Origin of the sequence: Enterobacter sp. JBIWA005 (assembly GCF_019968805.1) — a bacterium.
Classification (GTDB): domain Bacteria; phylum Pseudomonadota; class Gammaproteobacteria; order Enterobacterales; family Enterobacteriaceae; genus Enterobacter; species Enterobacter vonholyi.
The window spans coordinates 4,172,134-4,186,191 of record NZ_CP074159.1 but is presented as its reverse complement, the minus strand read 5'-3'; the positions used below and the strand labels follow the sequence as shown (position 1 = coordinate 4,186,191).

15 protein-coding genes are annotated in these 14,058 nt (G+C 54.4%); 5 read left to right on the top strand and 10 right to left on the bottom strand.

What is annotated here, in order from left to right; genetic code table 11:
- Positions 1-41: 41 nt before the first annotated feature.
- Positions 42-1,553: a leucyl aminopeptidase gene (pepA, locus tag KGP22_RS19910; RefSeq protein ID WP_023309366.1), complete on the bottom strand. Its 1,512-nt coding sequence runs from the start codon at positions 1,551-1,553 to the stop codon at positions 42-44.
- 266 nt (positions 1,554-1,819) lie between these two features.
- Here pepA and lptF point away from each other — a divergent pair, with 266 nt between their 5' ends.
- From lptF to mtgA, 5 genes are all read left to right on the top strand, one after another.
- Positions 1,820-2,920, top strand: a complete 1,101-nt coding sequence (gene lptF / locus KGP22_RS19905; protein WP_047650945.1) for an LPS export ABC transporter permease LptF — start codon at positions 1,820-1,822, stop codon at positions 2,918-2,920.
- Positions 2,920-4,002: an LPS export ABC transporter permease LptG gene (gene lptG, locus KGP22_RS19900; protein ID WP_115876359.1), complete on the top strand. Its 1,083-nt coding sequence runs from the start codon at positions 2,920-2,922 to the stop codon at positions 4,000-4,002. The genes lptF and lptG overlap by 1 nt, the downstream gene beginning before the upstream one ends.
- A gap of 135 nt (positions 4,003-4,137) precedes the next feature.
- Positions 4,138-6,471 carry an aerobic respiration two-component sensor histidine kinase ArcB gene (arcB, locus tag KGP22_RS19895; protein ID WP_111964978.1) on the top strand — a complete coding sequence of 778 codons (2,334 nt, stop codon included), beginning with the start codon at positions 4,138-4,140 and terminating at the stop codon, positions 6,469-6,471.
- A 233-nt stretch (positions 6,472-6,704) separates the two neighbouring features.
- The gene (gene elbB / locus KGP22_RS19890; RefSeq protein ID WP_136195211.1) at positions 6,705-7,358 is read left to right on the top strand and encodes an isoprenoid biosynthesis glyoxalase ElbB; all 654 of its coding nucleotides are present in this window, start codon (positions 6,705-6,707) and stop codon (positions 7,356-7,358) included.
- The gene (gene mtgA, locus KGP22_RS19885; RefSeq protein ID WP_149367568.1) at positions 7,355-8,080 is read left to right on the top strand and encodes a monofunctional biosynthetic peptidoglycan transglycosylase; all 726 of its coding nucleotides are present in this window, start codon (positions 7,355-7,357) and stop codon (positions 8,078-8,080) included. The genes elbB and mtgA overlap by 4 nt, the downstream gene beginning before the upstream one ends.
- 39 nt (positions 8,081-8,119) lie before the next feature.
- On the opposite strand, the gene npr is transcribed toward mtgA, so the two are convergent.
- From npr to kdsC, 9 genes are all read right to left on the bottom strand, one after another.
- Positions 8,120-8,392, bottom strand: coding sequence for a PTS phosphocarrier protein NPr (gene npr / locus KGP22_RS19880; RefSeq protein WP_003861872.1), 273 nt, complete (start codon positions 8,390-8,392; stop codon positions 8,120-8,122).
- Positions 8,389-9,243: an RNase adapter RapZ gene (gene rapZ / locus KGP22_RS19875; RefSeq protein ID WP_008501442.1), complete on the bottom strand. Its 855-nt coding sequence runs from the start codon at positions 9,241-9,243 to the stop codon at positions 8,389-8,391. The genes npr and rapZ overlap by 4 nt, the downstream gene beginning before the upstream one ends.
- A 45-nt stretch (positions 9,244-9,288) precedes the next feature.
- Entirely contained in the window at positions 9,289-9,780 is a 492-nt protein-coding gene (ptsN, locus tag KGP22_RS19870; protein ID WP_008501443.1) for a PTS IIA-like nitrogen regulatory protein PtsN, read from the bottom strand.
- A gap of 82 nt (positions 9,781-9,862) precedes the next feature.
- Entirely contained in the window at positions 9,863-10,150 is a 288-nt protein-coding gene (hpf, locus tag KGP22_RS19865) for a ribosome hibernation promoting factor (RefSeq protein ID WP_111964975.1), read from the bottom strand.
- Positions 10,151-10,172: 22 nt separating this feature from the next.
- On the bottom strand, positions 10,173-11,606 hold the full coding sequence (gene rpoN / locus KGP22_RS19860; RefSeq protein ID WP_111964974.1) for an RNA polymerase factor sigma-54: 1,434 nt from the start codon (positions 11,604-11,606) through the stop codon (positions 10,173-10,175).
- Positions 11,607-11,653: 47 nt separating this feature from the next.
- Positions 11,654-12,379 (bottom strand): LPS export ABC transporter ATP-binding protein, encoded by a 726-nt coding sequence (gene lptB / locus KGP22_RS19855; RefSeq protein WP_023309359.1) that lies wholly within the window; start codon positions 12,377-12,379, stop codon positions 11,654-11,656.
- A 6-nt stretch (positions 12,380-12,385) separates the two neighbouring features.
- Entirely contained in the window at positions 12,386-12,940 is a 555-nt protein-coding gene (gene lptA / locus KGP22_RS19850; protein WP_033146750.1) for a lipopolysaccharide ABC transporter substrate-binding protein LptA, read from the bottom strand.
- Positions 12,909-13,484, bottom strand: coding sequence for an LPS export ABC transporter periplasmic protein LptC (lptC, locus tag KGP22_RS19845; protein ID WP_223580585.1), 576 nt, complete (start codon positions 13,482-13,484; stop codon positions 12,909-12,911). Before lptC ends, lptA begins: the two co-directional genes overlap by 32 nt.
- Positions 13,481-14,047: a 3-deoxy-manno-octulosonate-8-phosphatase KdsC gene (gene kdsC / locus KGP22_RS19840; protein ID WP_111964972.1), complete on the bottom strand. Its 567-nt coding sequence runs from the start codon at positions 14,045-14,047 to the stop codon at positions 13,481-13,483. Before kdsC ends, lptC begins: the two co-directional genes overlap by 4 nt.
- Positions 14,048-14,058 lie beyond the last annotated feature (11 nt).

The window sequence follows — 14,058 nt, the reverse complement described above, 5'->3', positions numbered from 1 at the left end:
GGCTTCGCCTTACCCGGCCTACGGTTTACTGCCGTTTTGACTTACTCGTCGCCGTTAAAACCCGCACGATTGAGCAGGAACTGCGACAACAGCGCTACCGGGCGACCGGTTGCGCCTTTGGCCTTGCCGGAGCGCCACGCGGTGCCCGCGATATCCAGGTGCGCCCAGTTGTACTTGCGGGTGAAGCGCGCCAGGAAGCAGCCCGCGGTGATCGCCCCGCCAGGACGTCCGCCAATGTTCGCCATATCCGCAAAGTTAGACTCAAGCTGATCCTGATATTCGTCACCCAGCGGCAGACGCCATGCGCGGTCCCCGGCCTGCTCTGACGCACCAATCAGCTCGTGCGCCAGCGGATTGTGGTTCGACATCAGGCCGGTAATGTGATGGCCCAGCGCAATCACACAGGCTCCGGTGAGCGTGGCGACGTCAATCACCGCTTCAGGCTCGAAGCGCTCAACGTAGGTCAACACGTCACAGAGTACCAGACGGCCTTCGGCGTCGGTATTCAGCACTTCAACGGTCTGGCCGGACATGGTGGTCAGAACGTCCCCCGGACGATAGGCGCGGCCGCCAGGCATATTTTCGCAGCCCGCCAGAACGCCGATCACGTTGATAGGCAACTGAAGTTCCGCAACCATCCGCATCACGCCGTAAACCGCCGCCGCACCGCACATGTCGTACTTCATCTCATCCATGCCTTCGGCAGGCTTGATGGAGATACCGCCGGAGTCGAAGGTCAGGCCTTTACCGACGAGCACAATCGGGCGTGCGTCTTCGGACGGGTTGCCTTTGTACTCAATGACCGACATCAGGGATTCGTTTTGCGAGCCGTTACCGACCGCCAGATAAGAGTGCATCCCCAGCTCTTTCATCTGCTGTTCGCCGATGACGCGGGTAATGACGTTTTTGCTGTAGGCGTCGGCCAGCTGACGCGCCTGAGAAGCCAGGTACGCCGCGTTACAGATGTTCGGCGGCATGTTGCCGAGATCTTTAGCCGCTTTAATGCCGGCTGCAATGGCCAGACCGTGTTGAATGGCGCGTTCACCGCTGGTCAGTTCACGACGGGTTGGCACGTTAAAGACCATTTTACGCAGCGGACGACGCGGCTCGCTTTTATTGGTTTTCAACTGATCGAAGCTGTACAGGCTCTCTTTTGCCGTTTCAACCGCCTGACGCACTTTCCAGTAGGTGTTACGCCCTTTGACGTGCAGCTCGGTCAGGAAGCAGACGGCTTCCATTGAGCCAGTATCATTCAGCGTATTGATTGTTTTCTGAATCACCTGCTTATACTGACGTTCATCCAGCTCGCGTTCTTTGCCGCAGCCAATCAGCAGAATACGCTCTGACAGTACGTTCGGAACATGGTGCAGTAACAGCGTCTGCCCAGGTTTGCCTTCCAGTTCGCCACGACGCAGCAGGGCGCTAATATAGCCGTCACTGATTTTATCGAGTTGCTCGGCGATCGGGGAGAGTCGGCGTGGTTCAAAGACGCCCACAACGATGCAGGCACTCCGCTGTTTCTCCGGGCTACCGCTTTTTACACTGAACTCCATGCACTACGCTCCTGAATCTTAAAGACAACGGCGGCAGCTACGGATAGAATTGAAACCTTTCGTAACTCATGTCCGCTGTTGTGGTGACTTCGTGTTAATCTTACGTTACTACGGTTTCGACACGTCAGAAACAATCCTGAAGCGTGAATCCGCCGGATGTTTTAATCTTAGCGATGATTTCGACGACTCAAGAGAATAAATGACGTTTAAGCCATGAAACAAGCGATTTTCCAGCAAAGAGACGGGTTTTTACGGGCGTATTTAAAGTGATAATCATAAGATATCTGGTGCGGGAGACGCTCAAAAGCCAACTGGCGATCCTTTTCATCCTGCTGCTGATTTTTTTCTGTCAGAAGTTGGTTAAGATCCTCGGTGCGGCCGTTGACGGCGAAATTCCAACAAATCTGGTACTTTCCCTGCTTGGTTTAGGGATCCCGGAAATGGCGCAGCTTATCCTGCCGCTAAGTCTTTTCCTTGGCCTGCTCATGACGCTTGGGAAACTCTACACCGAGAGTGAAATCACGGTGATGCACGCCTGCGGCCTGAGCAAAGCGGTGCTGGTGAAAGCCGCCATGATACTGGCGCTGTTCACGGGTATCGTTGCGGCGGTGAATGTGATGTGGGCGGGGCCCATGTCTTCCCGCCATCAGGACGAAGTGCTGGCCGAAGCGAAAGCCAACCCCGGCATGGCGGCGTTAGCCCAGGGGCAGTTCCAGCAGGCAACCGACGGAAACTCCGTGCTGTTTATTGAGAGCGTTGACGGCAGTAAATTCAACGACGTCTTCCTTGCGCAGCTGCGTCCCAAAGGAAACGCGCGTCCTTCAGTGGTGGTTGCAGACTCCGGTCAGCTTGCTCAGCGCAAAGATGGTTCACAGGTCGTGACGCTGAACAAAGGTACCCGTTTCGAAGGCACCGCGATGCTGCGCGACTTCCGTATTACGGATTTCCAGAACTATCAGGCCATTATCGGCCATCAGACCGTGGCGCTCGATCCAACGGATACCGAGCAAATGGACATGCGTACCCTCTGGAATACCGATACTGACCGGGCGCGTGCTGAGTTCCACTGGCGTATCACGCTCGTCTTCACCGTGTTTATGATGGCGCTGATTGTCGTTCCGCTGAGCGTGGTGAACCCGCGTCAGGGACGCGTGCTATCTATGCTGCCGGCGATGCTGCTTTACCTGATCTATTTCCTGCTGCAAACCTCGATTCGTTCCAACGGCGCGAAGGGTAAGCTGGACCCTATGGTCTGGACATGGTTCGTCAACAGCCTGTATATCTTACTGGCGCTGGGGTTAAACCTGTGGGATACGGTGCCTGTGCGCCGTATACGTGCCCGATTCTCGCGTAAAGGAGCCATCTAATGCAGGCGTTTGGCGTTCTTGATCGCTATATCGGTAAAACCATTTTTACCACCATCATGATGACGTTGTTCATGCTGGTGTCGCTCTCCGGCATTATCAAATTTGTCGATCAGCTGAAAAAAGCCGGGCAGGGGAGCTATGACGCGCTGGGCGCGGGGATGTATACCCTGCTCAGCGTGCCGAAAGATGTGCAGATCTTCTTCCCGATGGCGGCCCTGCTGGGTGCGCTGCTGGGGCTGGGAATGCTGGCGCAGCGCAGCGAGCTGGTCGTAATGCAGGCCTCGGGTTTTACCCGTATGCAGGTTGCGCTGTCGGTGATGAAAACCGCAATCCCACTGGTGCTGTTGACCATGGCGATTGGCGAATGGGTTGCGCCTCAGGGTGAACAGATGGCGCGTAACTACCGTGCTCAGGCCATGTACGGTGGTTCGCTGCTCTCGACTCAGCAAGGTTTATGGGCTAAAGACGGTAAAAACTTCGTCTACATCGAACGGGTGAAGGGGAATGATGAACTGGGCGGGGTGAGCATCTACGCTTTCGATGACCAGCGCCGTCTGCAGTCCGTTCGCCACGCCTCTTCGGCGAAATTTGACGCCGAACATAAGCAGTGGCGGTTATCCCAGGTTGATGAATCCGACCTGACCGATCCGAAACAGATTACGGGTTCTCAGACGGTAACCGGCACGTGGAAGACCAACCTGACGCCTGACAAGCTCGGTGTTGTTGCCTTGGATCCTGACGCGCTCTCCATCAGCGGTCTGCACAACTATGTGAAATATCTGAAGTCGAGCGGACAGGATGCGGGACGTTATCAGCTCAACATGTGGAGCAAAATCTTCCAGCCAATGTCCGTGGCGGTAATGATGCTGATGGCGCTGTCGTTTATCTTCGGTCCGTTGCGCAGCGTGCCGATGGGGGTTCGCGTCGTGACCGGCATCAGCTTCGGCTTTGTGTTCTACGTGCTCGATCAGATCTTCGGTCCGCTGACGCTGGTTTATGGCATTCCGCCGATAATTGGTGCGCTGCTGCCAAGCGCCAGCTTCCTCCTGATCAGCCTGTGGCTGATGTTGAAACGCTCCTGATTGACCTCTCCTCGCTTCCGGTTAACCGGAAGCGAGGCTAATCACCTGTTTCACCCCGCACTTTTTCTCATAACCTTCAACGCCTCGCCCTGAATTTGAGTATTATTGAGCGATAACGTCGTGAAGGGATCCTCTATGAAGCAAATTCGAATGCTCGCCCAGTATTACGTCGACCTGATGATGAAGCTTGGGCTGGTGCGTTTCTCCATGCTGCTTGCGCTGGCGCTGGTCGTTCTGGCCATTGTTGTGCAAATGGCCGTTACTATGGTTCTGCATGGTCAGGTCGAGAGTATCGACGTCATCCGCTCCATCTTCTTTGGGTTGCTCATTACCCCCTGGGCGGTCTATTTCCTTTCCGTGGTGGTTGAACAGCTGGAAGAATCCCGTCAGCGTTTGTCTAAGCTGGTCGATAAACTGGAAGAGATGCGCGAGCGCGATCTGAAGCTTAACGTCCAGCTTAAAGACAACATTGCGCAACTGAATCAGGAGATCTCCGATCGTGAGAAGGCGGAAGCCGAACGTCAGGCCACGCTGGAGCAGCTGAAAATCGAAATGAAAGAGCGCGAGGTCACGCAGATCCAGCTTGAGCAGCAATCCTCTTTCCTGCGGTCGTTCCTCGATGCGTCGCCGGACCTGGTGTTTTACCGCAATGAAGATAAAGAGTTTTCCGGCTGTAACCGGGCGATGGAGTTGCTCACCGGGAAAAGCGAGAAGCAGCTGATTCACCTGAAGCCGCAGGACGTTTACTCTGAAGAGGCGGCGGCCAAGGTCATGGAGACCGACGAAAAAGTCTTCCGTCATAACGTCTCGCTGACCTATGAACAGTGGCTGGATTACCCGGACGGACGCAAAGCCTGTTTTGAGATCCGTAAGGTTCCGTACTATGACCGCGTGGGGAAACGCCACGGCCTGATGGGCTTTGGCCGCGATATCACCGAGCGTAAGCGCTATCAGGATGCCCTGGAGCGCGCCAGTCGCGACAAGACCACCTTTATCTCCACCATTAGCCACGAGCTGCGCACGCCGCTTAACGGCATTGTCGGGCTGAGCCGTATTCTGCTGGATACCGACCTGACCGCAGAGCAGGAAAAATACCTCAAGACTATCCATGTCTCAGCGGTCACGCTGGGTAATATCTTCAACGATATTATTGATATGGATAAGATGGAGCGCCGTAAAGTTCAGCTTGATAATCAGCCTGTTGATTTCACCAGCTTCCTTGCCGATCTCGAAAACCTGTCCGGCCTGCAGGCCCAGCAGAAGGGACTGAGTTTTGTCATGGAGCCAACCCTGCCGCTGCCGCATAAAGTGGTGACTGACGGCACGCGTCTGCGCCAGATCCTGTGGAACCTTATCAGCAACGCGGTGAAATTCACCCAGAAGGGGCAGGTGGCGGTGCGTATCCGCTATGACGAAGGAGATATGCTGCACTTCGAGGTGGAGGACTCCGGGATTGGTATTCCGCAGGAGGAGCAGGACAAAATCTTTGCCATGTACTACCAGGTGAAGGACAGCAACGGCGGAAAACCGGCGACCGGAACAGGCATTGGCCTGGCGGTCTCTAAACGTCTGGCGAAGAGCATGGGTGGCGATATCACCGTTGCCAGCCAGCCGGGCAAAGGGTCAACCTTCACGCTAACGGTCCATGCGCCGGCGGTGGCGGAAGAGGTAGAAGATACCTTCGAAAATGACGATATGCCGCTGCCTGCCCTGCACGTTCTGCTGGTGGAGGATATTGAGCTGAACGTGATTGTGGCTCGCTCGGTATTGGAAAAACTGGGCAACAGCGTGGATGTCGCGATGACCGGTAAGGCCGCACTGGAGATGTTTAAACCGGGCGAATACGACCTTGTGCTGCTTGATATCCAGCTGCCGGATATGACCGGGCTGGATATCTCGCGTGAGCTGACGCGTCAGTACGCGGCCGACGAACTGCCGCCGCTGGTGGCGCTGACGGCGAACGTGCTGAAAGATAAAAAAGAGTATCTCGATGCCGGTATGGACGATGTACTCAGCAAGCCGCTGGCGGTGCCTGCTCTGACCGCCATGATTAAGAAGTTCTGGGATACCCGTGATGAAGAGGAGAGCACCATGACGTCTGTTGATAGCGCAAAAGCCCAAACGATACTCGATACCGCGATGCTGGAGCAGTATATCGATCTGGTAGGCCCGAAACTTATTACCGATGGTCTGGCGGTCTTCGAAAAAATGATGCCGGGCTATCTGAGCGTTCTGGAATCAAACCTGACGGCCCGGGACCAGAAAGGCATCGTCGAAGAAGGACATAAAATCAAAGGTGCCGCCGGCTCGGTCGGTTTGCGCCATCTTCAGCAGCTGGGTCAACAGATTCAGTCGCCTGATTTACCTGCATGGGAAGATAACGTGGGTGATTGGGTTGAAGAGATGAAACAAGAGTGGCAAAACGATGTTGCGGTGCTTAAAGCCTGGGTCGACGCCAGAAAAAAATGACCCCGGCTTAACCGGGGTGCGCGAATACTGCGCCAACACCAGGGAAATCGTGGCTGCGCCTATTTTTTTAAAGTTATTTTCGAAAGGGCGCTGCCTGAAAAATTTAGGCCGCACGCAGATAAGATAGCAAATCTTAAATGATTTGTTACATGAATCAGTGAAATGTGTGAAGCATAGCGTTTTAATCAAAATTATTAATGTGCTTCAGCAAGTTGCAGAAAAGGATTGTCATGATGAAAAAGATTGGTGTCGTGCTGAGCGGATGCGGTGTTTACGATGGTTCTGAGATACATGAAGCCGTAATCACGCTGCTGGCCCTGGCTAAGCAGGGAGCGGAGGTTATTTGTTTTGCACCAGACAAAAATCAGTCGGATGTGATTAACCATCTGACCGGTGAACCAATGGCGGAAACCCGTAACGTGCTGATTGAAGCCGCGCGTATTGCGCGAGGTGATATCCATCCTCTTATTCAGGCAGACGCCGCAGAGCTTGATGCGCTCATTGTGCCGGGTGGGTTTGGCGCGGCCAAAAATCTCAGTACCTTTGCCGAGCAGGGCGCGGAGTGTCAGATCGATCCTCATCTCAAAGCGCTGTCGCAGGCCATGCATGCGGCAGGGAAACCGCTGGGCTTTATCTGTATCGCACCGGCGATGTTGCCCAGGATTTTTGATTTCCCGCTGCGCCTGACCATCGGGACGGATATTGATACCGCGGAAATCGTAGAGGAAATGGGGGGCGAACACGTTCCGTGCCCGGTGGATGACATTGTGGTTGATGAAGATAACAAAATAGTCACCACGCCTGCGTATATGCTGGCGCAGAATATTGCAGAAGCGGCTATGGGGATCGAAAAGCTGGTCGCCCGAGTGCTGGTGCTGGCTGAATGAGTCGTCAATCTGGTGCTGGCGCGTGGGTAAAACGTATCCTGTTGCGCATCGTTCTGGTGCTGGCGGTATTTTGGGGCGGTGGACTCGCCCTGTTCAGCATTATGCCGGTCCCGTTCTCTGCCGTGATGGTTGAGCGTCAGCTCGGCGCGTGGCTCAGCGGTGATTTCGGCTATGTTGCCCATTCTGACTGGGTGAGCATGGACGAGATCTCACCGCTCATGGGGCTGGCGGTCATCGCGGCGGAGGATCAGAAATTCCCGGAGCACTGGGGATTCGACGTTGCGGCCATTGAGAAGGCGCTAGCCCATAATGAACGCCATGAAAACCGCGTGCGCGGTGCGTCAACCTTGTCGCAGCAGACGGCCAAAAATCTGTTTCTGTGGGACGGCCGCAGCTGGGTGCGAAAGGGGCTGGAAGCGGGGTTGACCCTGGGGATGGAAACGGTCTGGAGCAAAAAACGCATTCTGACCGTCTATCTCAACGTCGCTGAGTTTGGTGACGGCGTTTTTGGCGTGGAAGCTGCCGCGCAGCGTTATTTCAATAAGCCAGCCAGCCGTCTGAGCATGTCAGAAGCAGCGTTATTGGCCGCCGTTTTACCGAACCCTATCCGCTTTAAAGCCAGTGCCCCATCAGGGTACGTGCGAAGCCGTCAGGCGTGGATCATGCGCCAGATGCGTCAGTTGGGAGGGGAAGGGTTTATGGAGAGCAATAAATTAATGTAGGGCGGGTAAGCGCAGCGCTACCCGCCTGAATAGCAGACCTTAATCTTCGTCAAACCCTGCATTAAACAGCGCAATCACAGCTGCCAACGCTTCCTCTTCCTGAGGTCCGGTGGCTTCGACTTCAATCTGGCGCCCTTTGGCGGAATCCAGCATCAGCAGCGCGATCACGCTGTTCGCTTCCGCTTCGGTGCCTTCGTCATTTCGCAGCAGAACCTCTGCATCGAAACCCTGCATCAGCTCAAACAGCTTCATCGCCGGGCGTGCATGCATGCCCAGCTTATTGGTGATCTCAACGGTCTGTTTTACGGTCATGTTTTACGTTTTTCCAGCGTGCGATGACGGGACTGAACGTTCTTACCGCGCGAGCGGAAATAGTCGGCCAGCTGTTCGGCGATATAAACCGAACGATGTTTACCACCGGTACAGCCAATCGCTACCGTCAGGTAGCTACGATTGTTTGTCTCCAGCATAGGTAACCATAGCTCAAGGTAGCTTCGCGTCTGGTAGATAAAATTGTGTACTTCTGTGTGCCTGTCGAGGAAGGCCGCGACGGGTTTGTCCAGGCCGGTCATGGGACGCAGCTTCGGATCCCAGTGCGGGTTCGGCAGGAAGCGCACGTCGAAAACATAATCCGCATCAATCGGGATACCGTGCTTGAAGCCAAAGGATTCGAACACCATCGTCAGTTCACGCTCGCGTTTACCCAATAACCGGGTGCGCAGCATTTCTGCCAGCTCGTGAACGGACATCTCAGAGGTGTCGACAATCAGGTCGGCACGAGAACGCAGTGGCTCCAGCAGGTCGCTCTCTTCATCGATAGCACTCTCCAGAGAGAGGTTCTTACTGGAAAGCGGGTGCAAGCGACGGGTATCGCTGTAGCGACGGATTAGCGTATTGCGGTCTGCATCAAGGAACAGCAGCTGAGGCGAGAACGTGTCAGGCAGGTTGCTCATGGCCTGTTCGAAGATCTCTGGCGATTCAGGCATGTTACGGACGTCGATACTGACGGCTGCAGAGGTTTGTCTCTCCGCAAGCGTGCGGGCCAGATCGGGCAACAACACGACCGGCAGGTTATCAACGCAGTAAAAACCCATGTCTTCCAGCGCGCGCAGAGCAACGGATTTCCCCGACCCTGAACGGCCACTGACAATCATCAGCACCATGTTCCGTTTCTCCTCAGGACAACAGATGTGAAGGCCATCTCCTGGTTATGCATCATCCTGATTGCCTTCTGCTTCAGTGATAATTTGGTAGAGCTCTTCATCACTTTGGGCCGAGCGCAGTCGACGGCAAATAGTTTTATCGGCCAGACGTTTTGCGACCAGCGACAGCGTATGCAGGTGGGTTTTCGTCTGATCGGCAGGCACCAGCAGCGCGAAAAGGAGATCGACGGGCTGGTTATCAATGGCATCAAAGGCGATGGGTGTTTCAAGCTGCACAAACACACCAACGGCACGCAGGGTATCCTCTTCCAGTTTGCCGTGCGGGATCGCGATGCCGTTGCCGATACCGGTACTGCCCATTTTTTCACGGGTCAGAATCGCTTCGAACACCACCTGCGGCGGCAGGCCCAGCTGTTTAGCAGCCAGTTCACTGATGATCTCCAGCGCACGTTTTTTGCTCTGGCAGTGAACCGCACTGCGGGTACATTCCTGGTTAAGGACATTGCTCAGTTGAAGAGCGGAATCGTTGTTCATCATAATTTCACCTAAGCGCTAACTGTACAAATGGCCTGTTGTGTTTCACAACAGGCCGTCCTGCACCCGTTAACTGCCCGGACAATTAGTGTTGTTTCAGTTTATCTTTATGTTTATTGAGCTGTCGCGCAAGCTTATCAATCAAGCCGTCGATAGCAGCGTACATGTCTTGCCCTTCCGCACTGGCATGCAGTTCACCCCCGTTAACATGCAGGGTGGCATCCGAGATATGAGTCACTTTCTCCACTTTCAACACAATATAGACCTGATTGATCCTTTCGAAATACTGCTCGAGTTTTGCAAACTTCGCGTTCACGAATTCGCGTAAAGCCTCAGTAATTTCGACGTTTTGTCCAGTGATGTTGAGCTGCATAGTGTCTTCCTTATCGGTTGTGTCAGACCAGCTGTTTACGCTGGTTGGACGGCGGAATGGATAAAGACTCTCGATACTTCGCAACAGTACGACGTGCCACCATAATACCCTGATCGGACAGCATGGTGGTTAACTTACTGTCGCTTAGCGGCTTCGCGGGGTTCTCCGCGGCGATCAACTTCTTCACCAGGGCACGAATGGCCGTTGACGACGCTTCACCGCCGCCCTCGGTATTCACATGGCTGGAGAAGAAATACTTAAGCTCAAAAATACCGCGTGGACTGTGCAGATACTTCTGCGTGGTGACACGGGAAATGGTTGATTCATGCATCTCGACGGCCTGGGCGATATCCGCCAGCACCATCGGTTTCATATACTCTTCGCCCTGCTCAAAGAAAGCCTGCTGCTGTTCGACAATACAGCGGCTGACGCGTAGCAGCGTATCATTTCGGCTCTCAAGACTTTTGATCAGCCATCGCGCTTCCTGAAGATTGCTACGAATATATTGATTGTCGGAGTCGTTACGCACGCTGGTGCACATGGAGGCATACTGCTGGTTGATTTGCAGGCGAGGGATGCTGTCTGAATTCAGCTCAACGACCCAGCGGCCATTGTGTTTTCTGACCAGCACGTCCGGAATAACGTACTCAGGCTCGCTGGTCTGGATTGACTGTCCCGGGCGTGGATCGAGTGACTGGATCAGATTCACCGCTTCTTTCAGCACATCTTCTTTCAGGCGCGTGACGCGCATCAGGGTGCGGAAATCGTGGTTCGCCAGCAGATCCAGGTGATCGCTGATGATCACGCGCGCCTCGTCGAGCCATGGCGTCTCTTTGCTGAACTGAGAAAGCTGGATCAGCAGGCAGTCGCGCAGATCTTTTGCGGCTACGCCTACCGGATCGAAACGCTGGATGCGCTTCAGAACGGCTTCAACTTCCTCAAGCTCTATCTCTTCGTCGCCCATGCTTTCCAGAATATCGTCAAGCGTGACGGTCAAATAGCCGGTGTCGTCAACGGCATCGACAATTGAGGTGGCAATCGCGCGGTCGGTATCGGAGAAGGGAGTGAGTTCCACCTGCCACATCAGGTAATCCTGCAGCGACTGGGTGGTTTCTCCCTGATAGACCGGTAGCTCATCATCCTGGTAGTCAGCACGCGTACCGGAAGGCGTTCCGGCGGTGTAGATTTCATCCCAGCTGGCATCCAGCGGAAGCTCGTCGGGCATCTCTTTTTGTTCGAGTGCGTCGGCGGTATCGAGCGCTTCTGTATCCTGCGATTGCTGGGTATCTACCTCGTCATGAAGATCGGTTTGTTCCAGCAGGGGGTTGCTGTCCAGCGCCTGCTGGAGCTCCTGCTGAAGTTCTAACGTGGACAGTTGCAACAGGCGAATTGCCTGCTGTAGCTGCGGCGTCATCGCCAGTTGTTGGCTGAGCCTTAATTGCAAACCTTGCTTCATGTTCAGAGCATTTTTCTCCGGTTCGGCGTTACGTTACCTCTACCCTATCAGAGTCTGAAGTCTTCCCCAAGATAGACGCGCTTAACATGATCGTCTTCGAGGATCTGCTGCGGCGTACCGTGGGCGATCAGATTGCCCTGGCTCACAATATACGCGCGTTCACATACGGCCAGCGTTTCACGGACGTTGTGGTCGGTGATCAGTACGCCAAGCCCGCTGTCGCGCAGGTGTTCAATGATACGTTTAATGTCGATAACCGAGATCGGGTCAACACCCGCAAACGGTTCATCCAGAAGGATAAATTTAGGGTTTGCGGCCAGCGCACGCGCGATCTCAACGCGACGGCGTTCGCCCCCGGAGAGTGCCTGACCGAGGCTGTCGCGCAGATGCTCAATGTGGAACTCTTCCATCAGCTCGTTGGCACGATCCTGACGCTGTTCGCTGGTCAGATCGTTACGAATTTGCAGGACCGCCATCAGGTTGTCGTAAACGCTAAGTCGACGGAAAATGGAGGCTTCCTGCGGCAGATAGCCGATCCCGCGACGCGCGCGCGCGTGAAGCGGCAGAAGACTGATGTCTTCATCGTCAATGATTATGTTGCCGGCATCGCGCGGCACAATGCCAACGACCATGTAGAAGGTTGTCGTTTTACCCGCACCGTTAGGGCCAAGCAGCCCCACGATTTCGCCAGAGTTGACGGTCAAACTGACATCTTCTACGACACGGCGGCCCTTATAGGCCTTCGCGAGGTTTTTTGCAGTTAATGTTGCCATAACGGATTAGTTACTCTTCTTCTGTGCCGGGGCCTGGCCCTTGCCTTTGTCCTGCAGCTGCGACGGAACCAGTACGGTCGTGACGCGTTTACCTTTCTCGCTGGAGGCCTGCATTTTTTGCTCTTTCACCAGATAGGTGATTTGGTCGCCGGTAATGTTGCTGTCCAGCTGTTCCAGATACGCGTTTCCGGTCAGGATAACCAGGTCCTTCGCCAGCTCGTAGTGCATATGTGAGGCGCGGCCTTTCACCGGCTTGCCGTTGTCCTGCATCTGGTAGAAGGTTGCCGGGTTGCCGTAACCATCAATGATCTCTTTGCCCTGCTCGCCACCCGGACGGGTAACGACCACTTTGTCAGCGTTAATTTTGATGGTGCCTTGGGTCATGACGACGTTACCCGTGAAGGTGACGACGTTACCCTGCATATCGAGAGACTGGGTGTCGGACTCGATATGAATCGGCTGGTCGGTATCGCCCGTTACAGCAAGCGCGGGGAGACTGGTCGCCAGCATCGCGCTGGCGATAATTACTTTAAGGCTGAGTTTGTTTGTTTTGAATTTCATAGGAGGTTCTAACCTTTTCAATCAGCTCGGCGTTCTTGCTGCGTAAGTTCCCGCGCATTCTCAAACCGCTGGAATTAAATGTTGTGCCATACAGTGTGACCAGATCCTGCGACGTCACGTCCTGAGTAACCAGGTTGATCTGGGCATTATCCGTCGTAATTTTTCGCAGTTGCGAGTCAGCGGTCAGGGCGTTGACTTCAACGTGGCCGTACAGATAAAGCATACGGTCATTTGTCAGTTTGGCCCGATCTGACTTAATTGACCACGTCGGCACTTTGTCTTTATCGAATGTGGTCATCACAGGTTGGGTAAACCACGAAATACCGTCATCTGAAAAATATTCAACATGCTGGGCAATCAGGCGATAGTTCAGCGCGCCTTCCGGGCTGTAGACCACTGTTTCGCTGTGATCGCTTTTATAGGTTGGATCGGTATTGTCAACCACTTCCGTTTGCGTATCGTCGCGATCGGCAAGGTTCACGCCAATCAATACCAGTGCGACTAGCGAAAGCAAAATGATAATCCAGCGTCTGGTTTTACTCATATCGATTGCCCTTTGGCCTCATCAAGCTTGCCCTGCGCCAGCAAAAGCAGATCGCAGACTTCACGGACGGCACCACGGCCCCCGTTGATGTGGGTAACGTAGTCAGCGCGCGGGATCAGCAGCGGATGCGCATCGGCAACGGCGATGCTCAGCCCGATTTCAGCCATCACGGGCCAGTCAATCAGATCGTCCCCAACGTAGGCCACGTTTTCCGGTGCGATAGCCAGTTTACCCAGTAAATCCTTAAACGCCGCCATCTTATCGGACTGCCCCTGATACAGATGGGTAATTCCTAAGGTTTCACAGCGGTCTTCTACCAGTTTAGCTTTTCGCCCGGTGATGATAGCCACCTCAATACCCGAGGTGAGCGCACAGCGGATACCATAGCCGTCGCGGACGTTAAATGCTTTCAGCTCTTCACCATTATTGCCCATGTAAATCAGGCCATCGGAGAGTACGCCATCCACATCCAGGATGAGCAGACGAATGTTTTTCGCCTTTGCCATCATCTGGGTACTGACCGGGCCATAACAGGTTGCAAGGGATGCACCCGCATTACTCATTGTCTTATCCT